Here is a 17166-nt window from a genome sequence, read left to right on the forward strand (position 1 = left end):
CCCCGTTGCTGTCCCGGCAGGCGGGTGCCCGCCGGAAGCCGTACAGAACCGCCTTCTCGTGGACGGGAATTGACCCCACCGAAGGGCATCGTACCTGCGCAGAGGGGGCGCTACTAAGGAGAAGCGCATGATCCGGTAGCCATAACCCTGGGTAAGCATCAAGGTCGTCGACGGCTCGGAGAAAGGGATGATCAGGGCAGAACGAAGCCCCCGATCACGGGGGAACAACCGGGGGCTTCGTGTCTGCGGCGGCTTCGGAAAGCCGCACATTGAGAACGTAAGACCTGTACGCCCCTTGGGTCAAGCGGAGTTGAGGCACTTGCGGAAGTCGACTTTCGACTACTCATTTGCGTGCGCGAGAGCTGTCACGCTCGGTGATGATCTGGTTCGGGCCCGCTGTCACCGAGGGCCCACGAAGCCATGCGTAGCCCCCTGGACACTCCCGTACCAGGGTGTCCGCGAAGGGCCGCGAAGGGTCCCCGGAGAAATGGCGAGTCTCCGCCACCGTCCAGCCGTCCCAGAATTCCGACTGCGCAGGTCCGTCCCGGTGCCGACCGCGCGTCCAGGACTCCTCGGGGCCCCGTTCCATCCAGAGCAGCGCAGCGAGGAACGGGCGCAGCGCCCGCCGGCCCGCGCCGACGCCCTCGATCAGGACGACCGGAGCCGGGGGCAGCTCCCGGGCCGCCCCGAAGGTCCGCAGATTCCAGTCGTACGGGTGATAGCGCGCGACCTCGCCCCGGGAGAGGGGCAGGATCACCTGGTCCCGCATCCGCTCGGTCCACTCGAAGAGCTCCTCGTGGCTGGCGAGGTCGTCGAGGTGGAGGACCGGCGCGTCGAGGCGGGTGGCGAGCCGCCCGGCGAAGGTCGACTTGCCCGAGCCCGCGTGACCGTCGACCGCGATCAGCCGGACCGGCCCGCAGGAGGGCGGAAGCGCGCGCAGCGCGGCGGCGGCGCGGTCGAGGTCGGTCCCGTCGGTCATGGGGCAAGCGTAACGATTCCGCGCGGAGGCGCCGCAGGTCAGCGGCGTGGCGATGCCAGTGGTGGAGACCAATATTGGTCGGGCGACGCGTGCCGAATCGCTGGCCGAAGCGCTCCGGGAGCCGCGATAGTGGTCCACGCTCTCCACCCTTCGTCGTCCGTCCTCGCCGGTCGCAGTCGCCGTCGCCGCGTCCGCCGTCCGCTGGCCGCTGTCCGTCGCACCCGGGTCGGCGCCGGCCGCGAGGGCGCCCTGCTCGATCCGTTTGCTCGATCTGTCGCTCGATCCGTCGCTCACGACTGGAGGCGTCACCGCTCATGACCGACTCCGCTCCGCGCAGAACCGTCCTCGCCGCCGCCCTCGCCGCCGTCGCGGGCACGGCCGTGGCATCCACCGCGCCGGCCGCCGTCGCGGACGACCGCGGCCACGCGTCGGAACCCGCGCTCGTCGACAACCGCTCCTGGGTCTCCTGGATCGACTGGTGGTCCGGCGACCGTGCCGGCACCCGGCCCGTCGCGGGACACCGCCCCGGCCTGGTGATCGGCAGGCCCGCCGGGGTCACCGACTACTCCGACCCGCACACCGGCACGACCTCCACCTGGGAGTACGCGACCTGGACCTCCCCGGTCCACACCTCCACCGTCCCGGCCACCGAGGTGATCGCCTCCTGGAACGCGGCGACCCCGCCCGGCACCTGGATCCAGATCGAGCTGCGCGGCACGTACGGCGACGCCACCACCACCCCCTGGTACGTGATGGGCCGCTGGGCGTCCGGCGACGGCGACATCCGGCGTACCTCGGTCGACGACCAGAGCGACGGCAGGAGCTCGATCTGGACCGACACCTTCGCCGTGGACGACCCCGCGAGCGGCCTCCGGCTGGCCGCGTACCAGCTGCGGCTCACCCTCCACCGGACCCCCGGCACCCGGCTCACGCCCACCGTGTGGCGGCTCGGCGCGATGGCCTCCGACATCCCCGACCGCTTCACCGTGCCCGCCTCGACGCCCCGCGTCGCCCGCGAGCTGGCGGTGCCGCGCTACTCGCAGAACACCCATGTCGGCCAGTATCCGGAGTACGACAACGGCGGCGAGGCCTGGTGCAGCCCGACCTCCTCGCAGATGATCGTCGAGTTCTGGGGGCGCCGCCCGAGCGCCGAGGAGCTCGCCTGGGTGAACCCCGACTTCGTCGACCCCCAGGTCTGCCACGCGGCCCGCTTCACCTACGACCACCAGTACGAGGGGTGCGGCAACTGGCCCTTCAACGCCGCCTACGCCGCCACCTACCCCGCCATGAACGCGGTGGTGACCCGGCTGCGCTCGCTCACGGACCTGGAGACCCTGATCCGGGCGGGCATTCCGGCCATAACGTCACAGTCCTTCCGCAAGGAGGAGCTGACCGGCGCCGGCTACGGCACCTCCGGCCATCTGATGACCGTCGTCGGCTTCACCGAGAACGGCGACGTGATCGCCAACGACCCCGCCTCACCCAGCAACGAGGCCGTCCGCCGGGTCTACCCACGGCGCGAGTGGGAGAACATCTGGCTCCGTACGAAGCGGTACAACGCCAGCGGCGCAGTGGTCTCCGGCACAGGAGGGGTCTGCTACCTCTACTTCCCCGACCACCCGACGGCCGCGCAGCGCAAGGCCTTGGCGGCCGTCGGCGTCCGCTGAGGCGGGACGTGCGGCCCCGGGGGCGTGACCGACGTCTCTACCCCGGGGCCGCACCCGGCTGGCACTGTGGTCGCCATGACCGCCACCACCCACTCCGCCGCCCGCTCCCGTGCCCGCACCGGGGGCCCCAAGGACGACGGGCCGAAGATCCTCGAACACGTCCTCGGCTGGACCCTCGTCGTCGTCCTCGCCATGTTCGTCACGCAGGCCGGCCTGATGTGACCCCGCTTCGTCGGGTCGGACTCCCCGGGCGCCGCCGCGTGTGATCGGGCGCCGCCGAACGGGCATACTCCCCGCGCCACGGGCGCCGGGCGCCCCCTCGCGCGAACCGCCGGGGGCAGCATCGGCGCAGCAGTGACCACCGCCGGCGCCGGCGTGACGCGCGTGATCCGCGCGCGCGGCCGCAGCGCCCGAGAGGGAGGAGTGCGCCGCCATGCCCGACCGCGCCCCGCAGGGAGTGGAACGCAGGCTGCCGACCGAGGAGGCCCGGGAGCTGCTCGCCCTGGTCCGGGAGATCGTCGAGCGGGAGATCGCGCCCCGCGCGGCCGAGGAGGAGGCGTCCGGCCACTTCCCGCGCGAGCTGTTCTCCCTGCTCTCCGCCTCCGGCCTGCTCGGCCTCCCGTACGACTCCGCGTACGGCGGCGGCGACCAGCCCTACGCCGTGTACCTCCAGGTCCTCGAAGAGCTCGCGGCCGCCCGCCTCACCGTCGGGCTCGGCGTCAGCGTCCACTCGCTCTCCTGCCACGCGCTCGCGAACTTCGGTACGGACGAGCAGCGGGCGGAGCATCTCCCCGGCATGCTCGGCGGCGGCCTCCTCGGCGCGTACTGCCTCTCCGAACCGACCTCCGGTTCCGACGCGGCCTCGCTGCGGACGAAGGCGGAAAGGGACGGCGAGGGGTGGGTGCTCACCGGCACCAAGGCGTGGATCACGCACGGCGGGATCGCCGACTTCTGTACGGTCATGGCCCGCACGGGTGGCGAGGGACCGAAGGGGATCACGGCGTTCCTGGTCCCCGGGGACGCGGAGGGGCTGAGCGCGGCTCCGCCCGAGCGGAAGATGGGGATGAAGGGCTCGCCGACGGCCCAGCTCCACTTCGACGGGGTGCGGGTCCCCGACGCGCGTCGGATCGGCGAGGAGGGGCAGGGGTTCGCGATCGCGCTCTCCGCCCTGGACTCCGGGCGGCTCGGGATCGCGGCGTGCGCGGTGGGGGTCGCCCAGGCAGCCCTTGACGTCGCCGTGGCGTACGCCCGCGAGCGGCGACAGTTCGGCCGGCCGATCGCCGACTTCCAGGGGCTCCGCTTCCTGCTCGCGGACATGGCCACCCGGATCGAGGCGGGCCGCGCGCTGTACCTGGAGGCGGCGCGCCTGCGCGACGAGGGGCACCCCTTCGGGCGGCAGGCGGCGATGGCGAAGCTCTTCTGCTCGGACGCGGCGATGCAGGTCACCACGGACGCGGTCCAGGTGCTCGGCGGCTACGGCTACACGGCGGACTTCCCCGTCGAGCGGTACATGCGCGAGGCGAAGGTGCTGCAGATCGTCGAGGGGACGAATCAGATCCAGCGGATGGTCATCGCGCGCCACCTTGTCGGACCAGAGTCCCGCTGACCAGGGTCCCGCTGACGCCGCTCACGCGCACCGTCCGGTCCGCCCAGACGGGGGCGGCGGTCAGCCGGCTCCACTCCTGGTCGGCACGGCCCGGCAGGGTCCGGCCGTGGCTGGCCCACTGGATGATCAGCGCCTTGTAGATGGGCGGGTCCGAAGGGGGTGCCGGAGCCGGTGGCTGCGGAACCGATTCTTCAAAGCGGGGTTCGGCGAGGCGCCGCCGCCCACTGCCGATGGGGGCCGTGTAGAGCGTGGTCATGCCTGTCCCAACGCCCCCGCCCGGCCGGGGTCACCGCCGGGAGGATTCGAGGAGGCGTTCGACGGCTACCCGGGGTACGCCGTGGGGTCGGGGCCCATCGGCCCCACGACGTGCGCGTCCGATCGGAGCCCACCCGTCCCCGAGGCGCGCGTCGGATCCGGGCGCGCACGACTCTGGCCCCCGGCAGGCTTTCTGACTTACCGTCAGATCCCGTTGTCGACCAGGAGGTCACACGTGTCAGACGACCGGCCCGTCCCGCTCGACGAGTACCCCGTGCACCAGGCGCCGCTCTCGATGAAGCACCACGTCAGCGGCGACCGCAACGTGTACGACCGGTGCATCTTCCACGTCTTCGACCACCAGGGCCGCGCCCTGCTCATCGCCGGCCTCGGTGTCTATCCCAACACCGGCGTCGTGGACGCCTACGCGACCCTCCGCACCGGCGACCGACTGCACGCCGTCCGCGCCTCCGACGCCCTCGGCGACGACCGGATGAACCTCGCCGTCGGCCCGCTCCGGATCACCGTGGACGAACCGCTCAAGACGCTCACGCTGCACTGCGACCCCGACCCGGCGGACCCGGACGGACTCTCCTTCGACCTCACCTGGACCGGCGACTTCCCGCCCGTCTGGGAGCCGCACCACACCCAGCGCCGCGGTGACCGGCTGACCCTGGAGGGCCGCCGCTTCGTCCAGGCAGGCCACTGCACGGGCACCGTCCGCGCGGGCGGCGAGGAGTTCGCCGTCACGGCGGGGGAGTGGACCGGCACCCGCGACCGCAGCTGGGGCGTACGTCCGATCCCCGGCGAGGAGCCCGGCCGCGCCGACGAGTTCCGGCCCGAGGGCTTCCACTGGCTCTGGATACCCATGCGCTTCGAGGACCGCTTCCTCATGGTCATCGCGCAGGAGGACGCCGACGGTTACCGCACCCTCAACGAAGCCCTGCTGGTACGGAACGGGCAGCGCGACGCCCAACTCGGCTGGCCCCGCACCGACATCACGTACCGCCCCGGCACCCGCCACCCCGAACGGGCCGTCGTCCATCTCGCCGACCCGGCAGGGAAGCCCCTGGAGGTCGAGGTCCAGATCCTCGCCTCCTCCCCGCTCGCCGTCGGCGCGGGCTACCCGCCCGCCACGGACTGGCAGCACGGCACCTGGCAGGGCCGCGAGTGGACCGACCGCAGGGTCTACGACCTCTCCGACCCGGCCGCCCACCCCATGGCCGCCTTCGGCGTCACCGACCACGCGGCCCGCTTCACCCTCGAAGGCCGCACCGGCTACGGGATCTTCGAGCACGGCTCCTTCGGCCGCCACGACCCGAGCGGTTTCGCCGACTACACCTCCACGGCCGACTGACCGCCGGCGAACCGAGCCGCAGGAAAAGGAGTGCTCATGGCCACCGCCCCCCGTCCGCGCACCAGCACCCGCGACCCCGAGGAGCTGGGCCGCCGGCTCGCCGACTGGCTCGACCCCCGGCTCCCCGGCGCCCGGGTCACCGGGCTCGCCGTGCCCGGGTCCAACGGCATGTCCAGCGAGACCCTGCTCTTCGACATCGACCACCCCGACGCCCCTGTACGGGGCTGCGCCCTGCGCCTTGCCGCCGACCCCGCCGCGTACACGATCTTCCCGGTCTACGACATGGAGCGGCAGCACCGGGTCATGCGGCTGGTCGGGGAGCACACCGACATACCCGTCCCGCGCGTCCTCTGGCTGGAGAGCGACCCGGGGCCGCTCGGCGCCCCGTTCTTCGTGATGGCCCGCGCCGAGGGCCGCGTCCCGCCGGACGTCATGCCCTACACGTACGAGGGGAACTGGCTGCACGCCGCCACCGACGCCGAACGCGCCCGCCTGGAGGCCGAATCCGTCTCCGTACTCGCCCGGCTGCACGACCAGTTCCCCGCGAAGGAGGCGGAGTTCCTACTGCCCGACGGGGCGGGAAGCCCGCTGCGACGCCATGTCGACGCCCAACGCGCCTACTACGCCTGGGTCGTGGAGGGTCTCGCGCCCTCCCCGCTGATCGAGTCGGCCTTCGACTGGCTGGAGGCGCACTGGCCCGCCGACGAGGGACCCGCCGTCCTCAACTGGGGTGACGCGCGCATCGGGAACATCGTCTATGACGGGTTCCAGCCGGCAGCCGTCCTCGACTGGGAGATGGCCGGCTTCGCCCCGCGCGAGGTCGACCTCGGCTGGACCGTCTATCTGCACCGCTTCTTCCAGGACCTGACCGTGAGCTTCGGCCAGCCCGGGCTGCCCGGATTCCTGCGCCGCGACGCCGTCGAGCGGCGGTACGCGGCCCTCACCGGACACACCCCGCGCGACATGGAGTTCCACACCCTCTACGCGGCGCTGCGGCACGCGATCGTGATGCTCAGGGTCGCGTACCGCCAGGCGCACTTCGGAGAGGTGGAGGTGCCGACCAATCCGGACAGCCTGATCCTGCACCACGCCACGCTCGCGGCGATGGTGCGGGGAAGCTACTGGTAGGAGCCGCCGGGGCGAGGGCCGTCAGGCCGCGCGCCGCATCTGCGGGACCTTGATCGGACGCGAGCCCGGACCGCCGACGTGCGAGAAGGGCTGCGTCCGCCAGTCGAGACCCTGGGGGAGCGTCAGCAGCAGCGCGGTGTCCTGCTCCTGGACGTCCATCGTCTCGTCGGCGGGGCGCGCCTCCGAGGCGGCCCGGCCGGTGCCGGGGCAGACCGTCAGCACGAACGGGTTCCAGGGCGACGGGCACAGCGCGTGCTCCGGCAGCGTGTCCTCGTCCGCGAGCAGCGCGATCGGCTGGACGCAGTCCGGGCAGATCACCCGGTACATCTCGAATGTGTCGTACGCGTCGAGCTCGTCGGTCGTCTCGACCGAATCAACAGGCTCCTGCATGGAGAATCTCCCCCTCGGGTGGGTCGACCGAAGAACGTATGGCCTCGACCACAGCAAGCAATTCCCATACGGCCGCCCGCATAACCGTGAGCTCTCGATCGAGCCTGCCACAAACCTGTGGCGTTGGTCACATGCTGCTCGCAGGTGCCCCGAGGGTGCCCATAGTCGCCTATAGCGACGGGCCGATGGCGGGACGGCGACGTACCCCCGCTGTGCCGGAGGCCCCCCGGGGCAATAGGTTGACCGCATGGAGGAGCTGGATCGTCAGATCGTCGAATTGCTCGTCAGGGACGGGCGCATGAGCTACACCGACCTGGGCAAGGCCACGGGCCTGTCCACCTCGGCCGTACATCAGCGCGTCCGCCGACTGGAGCAGCGTGGGGTCATCCGCGGCTACGCGGCCGTCGTCGACCCGGAGGCCGTCGGCCTTCCGCTGACCGCCTTCATCTCGGTCAAACCCTTCGACCCCAGCGCCCCGGACGACACCCCGGACCGGCTCGCGGACATCCCGGAGATCGAGGCCTGTCACAGCGTCGCGGGCGAGGAGAACTACATCCTCAAGGTGCGCGTCGCGACCCCGCTGGAGCTGGAGCACCTGCTCACCCGGATCCGCTCCCAGGCGGGCGTCTCCAGCCGCACGACGGTCGTCCTGTCGACCCCGTACGAAGCCAGACCGCCGCGCGTCTAGCGCTAGGTCGCGTCCGGAAAGTCTGGCCTGGCTCGCGACGCCCGGCACGCACTCCCCCGTAGCCCTTCGGGCACGGGAGGTGCCCCCACGCCGCGTTGCCGAAATGCCCACGTAGCTCCGCTACGAGAGCATCCCGGCGCCTTGCGATCGCACGCACCGGACGCCGCGAGCCCCGCCCTTCGGGCGGACGGCCATACTTTCCGGACACTCCCTAGGGGCCGATCCGGCGTGGGCCCGGCGTTCGGCCGGGCCCCGGCGCGCCTCTAGCCTGGTCACCATGAGCGAGACCCCGATCGACAGCGAGCACCGCACCGTCCTGCTGCGCGGTGGAGAAGTCCACAGCCCCGCCGACCCCTTCGCCACCGCCATGGTGGTGGAGCGGGGACACGTCGCCTGGGTGGGCTCGGAGGGGGCCGCCGACGCCTTCGCCTCCGGGGTGGACGAGGTGGTCGACCTCGAAGGCGCGCTCGTCACCCCGGCGTTCGTCGACGCCCATGTGCACACCACGGCGACCGGCCTCGCGCTGACCGGCCTCGACCTGTCCTCCGCCACCTCGCTGGCCGAGGCGGCGGAGCTGATCCGCTCGTACGCCGCCGCCCGCCCCGCCGACCGGATCCTCATCGGCCACGGCTGGGACGCCGCGCGCTGGCCCGAGCGCAGGGCCCCGCGCCGCGAGGAGCTGGACGAGCTCACCGGCGGCCGCCCGCTCTACCTCACCCGGATCGACGTCCACTCGGCCGTCGTCACCACCGCGCTCCTGGACCTGGTCCCCGGCGTCCGTGACCGCTCCGGCTTCCGTGACGGCGAGCCGCTGACCGGCGACGCCCACCACGCCGTCCGCGCCGCCGCCTACGCGGCCCTCTCGCCCGCGCAGCGCACCGAGGCCCAGCGCGCCGCCCGCCTGCACGCCGCCTCCCTAGGCATCGGCACCCTCCACGAGTGCGGCGGTCCCGAGATCTCCTCCGAGGACGACTTCACCGGGCTCCTCGACCTCGCCCGCACCGAGCGCGGTCCGCGCGTCGTCGGCTACTGGGCCGACCTCGACGTCGAACGGGCCCGCGCGCTCGGCGCCCTCGGCGCGGCCGGCGACCTCTTCGCCGACGGCTCGCTCGGCTCCCACACCGCCTGCCTCCACGAGGCGTACGCCGACCACGCCGACGCCGCCCACACGGGCGTCTCGCACCTCGACGCCGCCACGATCGCCGCCCATGTCGTCGCCGCCACCGAGGCGGGCCTCCAGGCCGGCTTCCACGCCATCGGCGACGCCGCCGTCACCGCCGTGGTCGACGGCGTCAGGGCCGCCTCCGAGAAGCTCGGCCTCGCCCGGATCCGCGCCGCCCGCCACCGCGTCGAGCACGCCGAGATGCTCACCCCCGAGACGATCGCCGCCTTCGCCGAACTCGGTCTGACCGCCTCCGTCCAGCCCGCCTTCGACGCGGCCTGGGGCGGCGAGGACGGCATGTACGTCGAGCGCCTCGGCGCCGAGCGGGCCCGCACCCTCAACCCGTACGCCGCGCTGCTCCGCGCCGGTGTGCCGCTGGCCTTCGGCTCGGACAGCCCGGTCACCCCGCTGGACCCCTGGGGCACCGTCAGGGCCGCCGCCTTCCACCGCACCCCCGAGCACCGGATCTCCGTCCGCGCCGCCTTCACCGCCCACACGCGGGGCGGCTGGCGGGCCGTCGGGCGCGACGACGCGGGCACGCTCGTCCCCGGCGCACCGGCCGACTACGCGATCTGGCGTACCGACGAACTCGTGGTCCAGGCCCCCGACGACCGGGTGGCCCGCTGGTCGACCGATCCGCGCTCCGGAACGCCCGGTCTGCCCGATCTGACCCCCGGCCGCGAACTGCCGGTCTGTCTGCGCACGGTGGTCTTCGGACAAACGGTCTTCGTACGGCCGAACGAGTGACGTCCGGACATTTCGTACCGCCGATCGATGATCAACCGGCCGGTCGACGACCTGCGGATCCTCCCCACTGACCTGGCAGTATCGATCATCTCCGCAGGTCAAACGAGTGTTGACAGCGTGCGGCCGGGGGCGGGTAGGTTCTCCCGCGTCCACCACAGGACGTCCGACCGGTTTCAAACCTCAGGTTCAGCACCCGTGCCTCGGGGGCGAGGGAAGGTTTTTTCCGGCGGAGGGTGCGACCCGGGTGGGGCCCGGACGTCCAGTAGACAACGGCTCTCGGTCGACCCGCAGCCAGCGGGTTCCAGGTCGGCCCGAAGGGCGCCGGGCCCCGATCCGCACGCCACGCGTGCCGCGTCCATGCTGTCCCGGAGCGCGTCCCCGAGGAGCGTCCCCGACAGGCGCCCCCGACGCGCAACGAGCCCCGCCGCGACCGAGCCGAGAGGCGGGCTCGCTATGGTGGGGGTTCGCGTATGTATCCGAAGGGGCAGTAGTGAACGACGGTGGCCAGAGGCGTTACGGCCCGCTCGGCAGAGCCTTGGTGATCATTCCGACCTACAACGAGGCGGAGAACATCAAGCCGATCGTCTCGCGCGTACGGGAGGCCGTACCGGAGGCGCACATCCTCGTCGCCGACGACAACAGCCCCGACGGCACGGGCAAGTTCGCCGACGAGATCGCCGCCGAGGACGACCACGTCCACGTGCTGCACCGCCAGGGCAAGGAGGGGCTGGGCGCCGCCTACCTCGCCGGATTCCGCTGGGGCATCGAGCACGGCTACGGCGTCCTCGTCGAGATGGACGCCGACGGCTCGCACCAGCCCGAGGAGCTGCCCCGGCTGCTGACCGCCCTGAAGGGCGCCGACCTCGTGCTCGGCTCCCGCTGGGTCCCCGGCGGCCGCATCGTGAACTGGCCGAAGTCCCGCGAGTTCATCTCCCGCGGCGGCAGCCTCTACTCGCGCGTCATGCTCGACGTGCCGATCCGCGACGTCACCGGCGGCTACCGGGCCTTCCGCAAGGAGACCCTGGAGGGCCTGGGCCTGGAGGACGTGGCCTCGGCCGGCTACTGCTTCCAGGTCGACCTGGCCCGGCGCGCCGTCGCCGCCGGCTTCCACGTCGTCGAGGTCCCGATCACCTTCGTGGAGCGGGAGATCGGCGACTCGAAGATGAGCCGCAACATCGTCGTCGAGGCCCTGTGGCGGGTCACCGGCTGGGGTCTGACGGCCCGTGCGAACAAGGTCGGCAAGCTCCTCGGGCGCAAGTAGACGCACCGAAGTCGGTCCGGTCCGGGCGCTCGTCGCGACTGATCCGTTCTTTACGACGTTCCGGCGGGGCGCCAGGCACACTGGGGGTCATGACGACCGGCGCACCGCCTCCCCTCGCCCCCAAGCGCTCACGCGCGCGTACGTTCCTCCCGCTGGCCCTGGCCGCCTGGATGGTCCTGGAGATCTGGCTGCTCATCGTGGTGGCGGGCGCGGCCGGCGGGCTGACCGTCTTCGGCCTGCTGGTCGGCGGCGCCGTCCTCGGCGCCGTGGTGATCAAGCGCGCCGGGCGCCGTGCCTTCAAGAACCTGACCGAGACCTTCCAGCAGGCCCAGGCCGCCGCGCAGACCGGAGTCCCGCCGACCGCCACCGAGCGGGCGGGCGCGCGCGACCGCAACGGCTTCCTGATGCTCGGCGGTCTGCTGCTCATGATCCCCGGCCTGATCTCCGACGTGGCCGGTCTGCTGCTGCTCGTACCGCCCGTTCGCTCGGTCCTCGGCCGGTACGCGGACAAGGCCGCGGAGCGCCGGATGGCCGCGGCACCTCCCGGCAGCCTCCAGGACGCCTTCCAGCAGGCCCGCATGCACCGCCCGGACGGCAAGGTCGTCCAGGGTGAGGTCATCCGCGAGGACGCCCCTCAGGGCCCCCAGGACCCGCGGGCCCCCCGCCCGCCGCTGACGCCGTAGGGACCAGGGCCCGGCGCGGTGAGCCGGGCCGAGCCCGGTACGGGCCGAGCCCGTACCGGGCCGACCGTGGCCGACACAGGAACGCGAAAACGCCGCGGGGCCCGGTACACGTGATGTGTACCGGGCCCCGCGGCGTCGCTTCGGCCGTGCCGTCCGTCAGGCGGACTTGCGGCTGTCTCGCGGATGCACGGCGATGTTCATGGCGCCGGAGCGAAGGACCGCCAGCCTCTCGGCCAGGACCTCCTCCAGCTCCTCGCGCGTGCGCCGCTCCATCAGCATGTCCCAGTGCGTACGCGCCGGCTTGCCCTTCTTCTCCTCGGGGCCGTCCCCGTCCACCAGGAGTGCCTGGCTGCCGCAGACCTTGCACTCCCACTCCGGCGGAATTTCCGCTTCCACCGAGAAGGGCATCTCAAAACGATGGCCCTTCTCGCATGCGTACTCCACGGCCTGGCGCGGGGCCAGATCGATGCCGCGGTCGGTCTCGTAGCTGGTCACCACGAGGCGCGTGCCGCGAAGAGCTCGCTCACTCATGAATCGTGCCTCCCGGGCTTGTCGCCCACAGGACAGGTGTCGCTGTCGTCGTCATCCGGTCAACGTCCGGTCGGCGGTAAAGATTCCCGTTCCGGGTCATGCGTCGCCCGTCGTGCCGCCCCTTGTTCTACCCACCAGTGCCCGGTTTGTCACATCTGGCAGCAGATGTCACCCAGCGTCTTCACCAAAGCAGCACGCAGTAACGGTCCGCCTGGCAGGCCAAAGGCGTACACTACCGGCCTTTGACTGCCGCGTCTAAATCCGCTCCGGAACCGGGTTGCCCGCTTCGGCCACGGCACGCCGTACCGGAACCCGCGCGAGCAGGATGAAACCGGCCGCGAAGAAGATCACCAGAGAGATGATGGCATCCCGATAGCTGCCGGTCAGCTGATACGCGAGACCGAACACCAGTGGGCCAAGCCAGCTCAGGCCCCGGTCGCTCATCTCGTAGGCCGAGAAGTACTCCGCCTCCTTGCCGCGCGGCACCAGATGTGAGAACAGCGAACGCGACAGGGCCTGGCTCCCGCCGAGCACCAGACCGATCGCCGCCGCAAGACAGAAGAACGCCACCGGCGCGCCGGCCGGCAGGAAGTACGCGGCGGCCAGGATCAGCGTCCAGATCGCCAGCGACCCCAGGATCGTGCGCTTGGCACCGTACGAACGCGCGAGGCGTCCCATGCCGAGCGCGCCCACCACCGCGAGCACCTGGACCAGCAGCACCGCCGTGATCAGCGTCGTCTGGTCGAGCCCCAGCTCCTTGGAGCCGTAGATCGACGCCTGCGAGATCACCGTCTGCACCCCGTCGTTGTAGACGAGGTACGCGAGCAGGAACGAGAGCGTCAGCGGGTGGCGCCGCATGTCCCGCAGCGTCGCCATCAGCTGCCGCCAGCCACCGCCGACCGCGCCCTCGCCGTGCGGCTCGACACGCCGGTCGCGCAGCCGCCGCAGCGGTACGAGCGTGAAGGCGCCCCACCACAGTCCGGCCGAGGCCAGGCAGATCCGCACCGCCTCGCCCTGGGAGAGCCCGAAGGAGTCGTGCCCCGAGTACAGGACCAGGTTGAGGACGAGGACGAGGGCCCCGGAGGTGTAGCCGAACGCCCAGCCGCGCGAGGAGACCGCGTCCCGCTCGTCCGGCTCGGCGATCTGCGGCAGGTACGCGTTGTAGAGCACCATCGAGACCGCCAGCGAGGCGTTCGCCACGATGAGCAGGAACGCGCCGAGCAGGTACCGGTCGCCGCTCAGGAAGAACATGCCCCCGGTCGCCGTCGCGCCTATGTACGCGCAGACGGCGAGCAGCGGCTTCTTCCGGCCCGTACGGTCCGCCACCGCGCCCACCAGCGGCATCACGAGCACCGCCACCAGGATCGAGGCCGAGACCGCGTACGCGAACAGGGACCCCGCCCGCACCGGGATGCCCAGCGGGTGCACGAAGCCCTCGGCGTCCGCCGCCGCCTCGGCGACGGACGTCAGATAGGGGCCGAGGAAGACCGTGATCACGCTCGTCGAGTAGACCGAGCAGGCGAAGTCGTAGAAGTACCAGCCGCGCTGCTCGCGTCTGCGGTCGGCGGGATCGGCGGCGGACCGCTCCGGCTCGGTGGTGTCGGCAGTCAAGACCGCGGCCCCCTCGTTCGTCCCCGTGGCGGGACGCCGCTCAGACCCACACGCCCCGCTCGGTCAGGACTGTGCGCAGCGTCTCCAGATGATCGGTCATGATGCCATCCACCCCGAGGTCCAGGAGAGTGTTCATCCGCTCCGGATCGTTGACCGTCCAGACATGGACCTGAAGCCCCCGGGCGTGGGCCTCGCGGACGAAGCGGCGGTCCACGACCGGGATGCCGCCCTGGCTCTCCGGGACCTGCGCCGCGACGGCGCCGGCGCGGATCGCGGCCGGGATGCCGAGCGAGCGCAGGCGCAGCCCGAGGACGCCCTTGACGCCGTACGAGGTCGCGAGGCGCGGCCCCGCGAGGCGCTGGGCGCGGGCCACCCGGCTCTCCGTGAAGGAGCCGACGCAGACCCGGTCCCAGGCCCCGGTCCTGCGGACCAGGTCGACCAGGGGGACGAGCGAGGACTCGGCCTTGAGGTCCACGTTCCAGCGGGCCTCGGGGAACTCCTCGAGCAGCTCCTCGAAGAGCGCGAGCGGCTCCTTGCCGCCCACCCGCGCCTCACGGACGGCGTCCCAGGGGAGGTCCCGGATCCGGCCGGTGGCATCGGTCACCCGGTCGAGCGTGGAGTCGTGGAAGGCGACCAGGGCACCGTCCGCGGTGGTGTGCACATCGGTCTCGAAGTACCGGTAACCGGCCTCCGCCGCCCGCCGGAAGGCGGCCGCGGTGTTCTCCAGGCCGTCCGCCGCCCCGCCGCGATGGGCGAAGGGGATGGGGGACGGGTGGTCCAGATAGGGGTGGCGTACGCGAGTCACCGCCGCAGTATCGCCTGTTCCGGTGTCCCGGAGGCGACGACGGTGCTGCTCGTGTCCTGCTCGGGGATGGCGAACCGGCGCAGGAAGAACTGCGCGAGGGGCCCGATGGTCAGCGCGTACAGGACCGTGCCGACGCCGACCGAGCCGCCGAGCAGGAAGCCGGTGGCGACGACCGCGATCTCGATCGCCGTCCGCACGAGCCGGATCGAACGCCCGGTCAGCCGGTGCAGCCCGGTCATCAGGCCGTCGCGCGGGCCGGGGCCGAAGCGGGCGGCGATGTAGAGCCCGGTCGCCACCCCGTTGAGGACGATGCCGAGGGCGAGAAGGGGGATCCGTACGGCGAGGGCCTCGACCTCCGGGACCAGGGCGAGGGTCCCGTCCATGGCGACGCCGATGACGAAGACGTTCGAGACCGTGCCGAGGCCGGGCTTCTGCCGGATGGGGATCCACAGCAGCAGGACGGCCGCCCCGACGATGATCGAGACGACTCCGATGGTCAGCCCGGTCTTCTCGGCGAGGCCTTGGTGGAGAACGCCCCACGGCTCAAGGCCGAGCCCGCCGCGCACGAGGAGCGCCGAGCTGATCCCGTACAGCGCCAGTCCGATGTACAGCTGCGCGAGCCGGCGGGGCAGGTGGCGGGCGGTGAGCCGGCCGCGGAGGCCGGAGGCGGTGGACAAGTGGTGCCCCCTGTGTAGTGGTGGTGGACTGACTCATGACACTCTGTGGCGGGGGATCGGATGCCAACCATGGCCAATTCGAGGAAGGTGGACTGAATTCCATGGCTCAGTGGACCTCGGCCGTCGGGCCGGCTCAGCTCGCCCGGCAGCTTCAGGCGCAGCAGCCCCGCCCGGCCGGGCAGGGCGGGCGCAAGCCGCCCGCCTACCGCGCGCTGGCCGACGGGATCCGCCTCCTCGTCCTGGAGGGCCGGGTGCCGGTCGCGGCCCGGCTGCCCGCCGAGCGCGAGCTCGCGGTGGCGCTCACCGTGAGCCGTACGACGGTGGCGGCCGCGTACGAGGCGCTGCGCGCCGAAGGCTTCCTGGAGTCGCGGCGCGGGGCCGGCAGCTGGACCGCCGTACCGGCGGGGAACCCGCTGCCCGCGCGCGGGCTCGAACCGCTGCCCCCGGAGTCGCTCGGCTCGATGATCGACCTCGGCTGCGCGGCGCTGCCCGCGCCGGAGCCGTGGCTCACGCGGAGCGTGCAGGGCGCCCTCGAGGAGCTGCCGCCGTACGCCCACACGCACGGGGACTACCCGGCGGGGCTGCCCGCGCTGCGGCAGATGCTCGCCGACCGGTACACCGAGCGGGGCATCCCGACGATGCCCGAGCAGATCATGGTCACCACCGGCGCCATGGGCGCGATGGACGCCATCTGCCATCTCTTCGCGGGGCGGGGCGAGCGGATCGCCGTCGAGTCGCCCTCGTACGCCAACATCCTCCAGCTCATGCGGGCGGCGGGCGCCCGGCTGGTGTCGGTGGCGATGGCCGAGGGGCTCGCCGGCTGGGACCTGAACCGCTGGCGCCAGGTCCTGCGGGACGCGGCGCCCCGGCTCGCGTACGTCGTCGCCGACTTCCACAACCCGACCGGCGCCCTGGCCGACGAGGACCAGCGACGGCAGCTGGTGGACGCGGCCCGCTCGGCCGGCACGGTGCTCGTCGTCGACGAGACCATGTCCGAGCTGCACCTGGACGACGGCCTGACGATGCCTCCGCCGGTCTGCTCCTTCGACCCGTCGGGCGCCACGGTGCTCACCGTCGGCTCGGCGAGCAAGGCGTTCTGGGCGGGGATGCGGATCGGCTGGGTCAGGGCCGCGCCCGACGTGATCCGTTCGCTGGTGGCCGCGCGCGCCTACGCGGACCTCGGGACCCCGGTCCTGGAACAGCTCGGCGTCAACTGGCTGCTGCGGACCGGCGGCTGGGAGCAGGCGGTCGCCATCCGCCGCACCCAGGCGCGCGAGAACCGCGACGCGCTGGTGGCTGCGGTGCGGGCGCAGCTGCCGGAGTGGGAGTTCGACGTCCCGGCGGGCGGACTGACCCTCTGGGTCCGCACGGGCGGGCTCTCGGGCTCGCGGATCGCGGAGGTCGGCGAAAGGGTGGGCGTACGGGTGCCCTCGGGTCCGCGCTTCGGCGTCGACGGCGCCTTCGAGGGGTATGTGCGTCTGCCGTTCACCGTCGGCGGCGCGCTCGCCGAGGAAGCGGCGGCCCGCCTCGCGGCCGCCGCCCGCCTGGTGGAGTCGGGCGCGGGCGCGGGCAACGAACAGCCGCGCGCGTTCGTGGCGTAGACAGCGAAACGGGGCCCC

17 protein-coding genes are annotated in these 17166 nt (G+C 72.4%); 10 read left to right on the plus strand and 7 right to left on the minus strand.

Going from position 1 to position 17166, the window contains the following annotated elements:
* Positions 1-343: 343 nt before the first annotated feature.
* Entirely contained in the window at positions 344-979 is a 636-nt protein-coding gene (locus tag ACGFYP_RS30040) for a uridine kinase (RefSeq protein WP_393500108.1), read from the minus strand.
* Positions 980-1293: 314 nt separating this feature from the next.
* Between ACGFYP_RS30040 and ACGFYP_RS30045 the strand changes: the two genes are divergently transcribed.
* The 3 genes from ACGFYP_RS30045 to ACGFYP_RS30055 all read left to right on the plus strand — a co-directional run bounded on the left by ACGFYP_RS30045 (position 1294) and on the right by ACGFYP_RS30055 (position 4252).
* Positions 1294-2646 (plus strand): peptidase C39 family protein, encoded by a 1353-nt coding sequence (locus ACGFYP_RS30045; RefSeq protein WP_393500111.1) that lies wholly within the window; start codon positions 1294-1296, stop codon positions 2644-2646.
* Between the two features lie 75 nt (positions 2647-2721).
* A complete protein-coding gene (locus ACGFYP_RS30050; protein ID WP_329122953.1) occupies positions 2722-2868 on the plus strand; it encodes an SCO1431 family membrane protein in 147 nt (48 codons plus the stop codon).
* A gap of 211 nt (positions 2869-3079) precedes the next feature.
* Positions 3080-4252 carry an acyl-CoA dehydrogenase family protein gene (locus ACGFYP_RS30055; RefSeq protein WP_393500116.1) on the plus strand — a complete coding sequence of 391 codons (1173 nt, stop codon included), beginning with the start codon at positions 3080-3082 and terminating at the stop codon, positions 4250-4252.
* Here the strand turns inward: ACGFYP_RS30055 and ACGFYP_RS30060 are convergent.
* Positions 4215-4508, minus strand: coding sequence for a hypothetical protein (locus ACGFYP_RS30060; protein WP_361968095.1), 294 nt, complete (start codon positions 4506-4508; stop codon positions 4215-4217). The genes ACGFYP_RS30055 and ACGFYP_RS30060 overlap by 38 nt on opposite strands.
* Positions 4509-4742: 234 nt before the next feature.
* Between ACGFYP_RS30060 and ACGFYP_RS30065 the strand changes: the two genes are divergently transcribed.
* On the plus strand, positions 4743-5864 hold the full coding sequence (locus ACGFYP_RS30065) for a hypothetical protein (protein WP_393500120.1): 1122 nt from the start codon (positions 4743-4745) through the stop codon (positions 5862-5864).
* 36 nt (positions 5865-5900) lie between these two features.
* Entirely contained in the window at positions 5901-6992 is a 1092-nt protein-coding gene (locus tag ACGFYP_RS30070; RefSeq protein WP_393500123.1) for a phosphotransferase family protein, read from the plus strand.
* Between the two features lie 21 nt (positions 6993-7013).
* Here ACGFYP_RS30070 and ACGFYP_RS30075 read toward each other — a convergent pair whose 3' ends face one another.
* Positions 7014-7382 carry a hypothetical protein gene (locus tag ACGFYP_RS30075; protein ID WP_361968101.1) on the minus strand — a complete coding sequence of 123 codons (369 nt, stop codon included), beginning with the start codon at positions 7380-7382 and terminating at the stop codon, positions 7014-7016.
* Positions 7383-7629: 247 nt separating this feature from the next.
* On the opposite strand from ACGFYP_RS30075, the gene ACGFYP_RS30080 reads away from it, so the two are divergent.
* The 4 genes from ACGFYP_RS30080 to fxsA all read left to right on the plus strand — a co-directional run bounded on the left by ACGFYP_RS30080 (position 7630) and on the right by fxsA (position 11923).
* Positions 7630-8070 carry an Lrp/AsnC family transcriptional regulator gene (locus tag ACGFYP_RS30080; RefSeq protein WP_361968103.1) on the plus strand — a complete coding sequence of 147 codons (441 nt, stop codon included), beginning with the start codon at positions 7630-7632 and terminating at the stop codon, positions 8068-8070.
* A 277-nt stretch (positions 8071-8347) separates the two neighbouring features.
* The gene (locus ACGFYP_RS30085; RefSeq protein WP_393500128.1) at positions 8348-9979 is read left to right on the plus strand and encodes an amidohydrolase; all 1632 of its coding nucleotides are present in this window, start codon (positions 8348-8350) and stop codon (positions 9977-9979) included.
* 490 nt (positions 9980-10469) lie between these two features.
* Complete coding sequence (locus tag ACGFYP_RS30090) at positions 10470-11240, plus strand: polyprenol monophosphomannose synthase (RefSeq protein ID WP_361968107.1); 771 nt, start codon at positions 10470-10472, stop codon at positions 11238-11240.
* An 89-nt stretch (positions 11241-11329) separates the two neighbouring features.
* On the plus strand, positions 11330-11923 hold the full coding sequence (fxsA, locus tag ACGFYP_RS30095) for an FxsA family membrane protein (RefSeq protein WP_393500133.1): 594 nt from the start codon (positions 11330-11332) through the stop codon (positions 11921-11923).
* A gap of 156 nt (positions 11924-12079) precedes the next feature.
* Here fxsA and ACGFYP_RS30100 read toward each other — a convergent pair whose 3' ends face one another.
* From ACGFYP_RS30100 to ACGFYP_RS30115, 4 genes are all read right to left on the minus strand, one after another.
* Complete coding sequence (locus ACGFYP_RS30100; RefSeq protein ID WP_026278069.1) at positions 12080-12454, minus strand: RNA polymerase-binding protein RbpA; 375 nt, start codon at positions 12452-12454, stop codon at positions 12080-12082.
* 255 nt (positions 12455-12709) lie between these two features.
* The gene (locus tag ACGFYP_RS30105; protein ID WP_393500137.1) at positions 12710-14065 is read right to left on the minus strand and encodes an MFS transporter; all 1356 of its coding nucleotides are present in this window, start codon (positions 14063-14065) and stop codon (positions 12710-12712) included.
* Between the two features lie 40 nt (positions 14066-14105).
* On the minus strand, positions 14106-14870 hold the full coding sequence (locus ACGFYP_RS30110; protein WP_361968113.1) for a glycerophosphodiester phosphodiesterase family protein: 765 nt from the start codon (positions 14868-14870) through the stop codon (positions 14106-14108).
* Complete coding sequence (locus ACGFYP_RS30115; protein ID WP_361968115.1) at positions 14867-15547, minus strand: hypothetical protein; 681 nt, start codon at positions 15545-15547, stop codon at positions 14867-14869. The genes ACGFYP_RS30110 and ACGFYP_RS30115 overlap by 4 nt, the downstream gene beginning before the upstream one ends.
* Before the next feature lie 101 nt (positions 15548-15648).
* On the opposite strand from ACGFYP_RS30115, the gene ACGFYP_RS30120 reads away from it, so the two are divergent.
* On the plus strand, positions 15649-17148 hold the full coding sequence (locus ACGFYP_RS30120; RefSeq protein ID WP_393500142.1) for a PLP-dependent aminotransferase family protein: 1500 nt from the start codon (positions 15649-15651) through the stop codon (positions 17146-17148).
* Positions 17149-17166 lie beyond the last annotated feature (18 nt).

Source organism: Streptomyces sp. NPDC048370, from assembly GCF_043200825.1.
In the GTDB taxonomy this organism is placed as follows: Bacteria; Actinomycetota; Actinomycetes; order Streptomycetales; family Streptomycetaceae; genus Streptomyces.